The following is a 1,751-nucleotide window of genomic DNA, read 5'->3' as shown; positions in this document are numbered from 1 at the left end:
AGTCAATAACGATACGTCTAGGCGCGGTCGACCAATCCCCCTATACTGAAGACATAAGATTCAGTACAGGAGGATTTCTTTATGGAAGAGAAGCATGATATTGTGGCACCCGTTTTCAAAGCCAAAGGTAAGCCGGTTAGTAAGGCCAAAATTTCATCGCGGCCAGTCGTTAAAATGAAAGCTGGAAATATCCAATTAACAATTTTCAAAGGCACCAATCCCAGCCTTGCGGCCGAGATTGTAAAGACTGTGGTGCATTATGCTCATTAACTGGCACGATCCAGACCATGTTTATCTGGTTTGCGGGAAAACTGATTTACGTAAAGGAATTGATGGGCTGGCGATGGTTATCGCGGAAAACTATGGACTAGAGTTATACGATAATTCTCTGTTCCTCTTTTGCGGGTCACGTAATGATCGGTTCAAAGGGTTACTTTGGGACGGTGAAGGCTTTATTTTACTCTATAAGCGTTTTGAGAATGGTCATTTGAGCTGGCCAAGACATAGTAGTGAAGCTAAAGAGTTATCAGCTAGGCAATTGGATTGGTTATTGAAAGGATTAAACCCGTTGCCAGTTCGTCGGATCAAAGCAGCCCAACCAGGTACCTTTTATTGAATTACCTCTGTTTAAAATCGTTGTTCTTTGATATAATTACCGAAGAATAATTTAAAGGGAGGTGACGTACTATGAGTAAGAGTTTAGTAGAGGAGAATCGAGAGCTTAAGCAGCAAATCAAGGCTTTAAAGGACCAGGTTAATAAGTTGACAGCGATTATTAAGCTTCAACAAAACCAAATGTTTGGGAAAAAAACTGAAGTAATTGAGTCCGTAGTTGATGGTCAGCAATCACTGTTTAGTGATGATGAACTAGCTCAGCTGCAAGATTCTAATGTTTCAATCACGGAAGTGATTGAAAAGCAGAAAAAACAAGTGGTGCGTCATCGGAAAGCCAAGGTTTCTGGTCAGCGGACCGCTTTTTTGGATAGGTTACCTCAAGTAGATAAGACGATTCATTTAACTAATGAGGATTGTCCAAAGTGCCATGAACAGATGAAAAAGATTGGTAATCATTTGTATAGCCGTGAAGTCCGGCTGAAGCCAGCCGAGTTATATTGTGTGAATTTATACCAAGAAAGCTATAAGTGTAATGACTGTGACGAAGATGGTAAAGATATCATCATTAGTAGCCAGATGCCTCAATCATTACTGCCTCACAGTTATGTTTCTAGTAGTATTTTGGCTAAAGTAGCTGAATATAAATTTGCCTTAGCTTTACCCTTTCATCGACAAGTAAAGCTCTGGCAAGCCGTTGGTTTGCCAGTTAGTGGTCGTCAACTCGCCACTAATATTATTACAGTTAGTCAAACATACTTGAAACCACTGTATGACCGGCTAACCGAATTAATGCAAGGTGAAAACGTAATTCAAATGGATGAAACGCCATTTAAGGTCATTGACGAAGCTAAAAACACCAGCTATTTTTGGGCAACCAAGACCACGAGCGAATTTAGTCGTCATCAGATGGTGATTTTTCACTATCGTAATACACGCTCAGGAAAAGTAATTGGCGATATTATCGGACAGGACTATCCGGGCTTTATCATGTGTGATGGCTATGGCGGTTACAGTAATCGTTTATATTCCAATGCCCGATTTGGCTCGTGCTTAGTTCATATTCGTCGGGAGTTTATTCGAATCACTAAATTACTGAGTAAGAAGCAATTAAAGTATTCGAAAGCTCTCCATGCGGT

Annotated in this window: 3 protein-coding genes; all 3 read left to right on the top strand. The window is 40.5% G+C overall.

What is annotated here, in order from left to right:
- The first annotated feature begins 81 nt into the window (after positions 1 to 81).
- Positions 82 to 270 (top strand): hypothetical protein, encoded by a 189-nt coding sequence (locus tag QOS10_RS09245; RefSeq protein WP_283578319.1) that lies wholly within the window; start codon positions 82 to 84, stop codon positions 268 to 270.
- Positions 260 to 616, top strand: a complete 357-nt coding sequence (tnpB, locus tag QOS10_RS09240) for an IS66 family insertion sequence element accessory protein TnpB (RefSeq protein ID WP_016497106.1) — start codon at positions 260 to 262, stop codon at positions 614 to 616. Before QOS10_RS09245 ends, tnpB begins: the two co-directional genes overlap by 11 nt.
- Before the next feature lie 71 nt (positions 617 to 687).
- On the top strand, positions 688 to 1,751 hold a 1,064-nt coding region (locus QOS10_RS09235; RefSeq protein ID WP_283595185.1), incomplete at its 3' end, for an IS66 family transposase.

The organism is Limosilactobacillus galli (assembly GCF_947381495.1).
Taxonomy (GTDB): domain Bacteria; phylum Bacillota; class Bacilli; order Lactobacillales; family Lactobacillaceae; genus Limosilactobacillus; species Limosilactobacillus galli.
The sequence above is the reverse complement of the archived record's forward strand: the minus strand, read 5'-3'. Positions and strand labels throughout refer to the sequence as shown.

What these genes read in the sequence shown, in the direction of transcription:
- tnpB (WP_016497106.1), top strand. Translation starts at nt 260, where the DNA reads ATGCTCATTAACTGGCACGATCCAGACCATGTTTATCTGGTTTGCGGG.
- QOS10_RS09245 (WP_283578319.1), top strand. Translation starts at nt 82, where the DNA reads ATGGAAGAGAAGCATGATATTGTGGCACCCGTTTTCAAAGCCAAAGGT.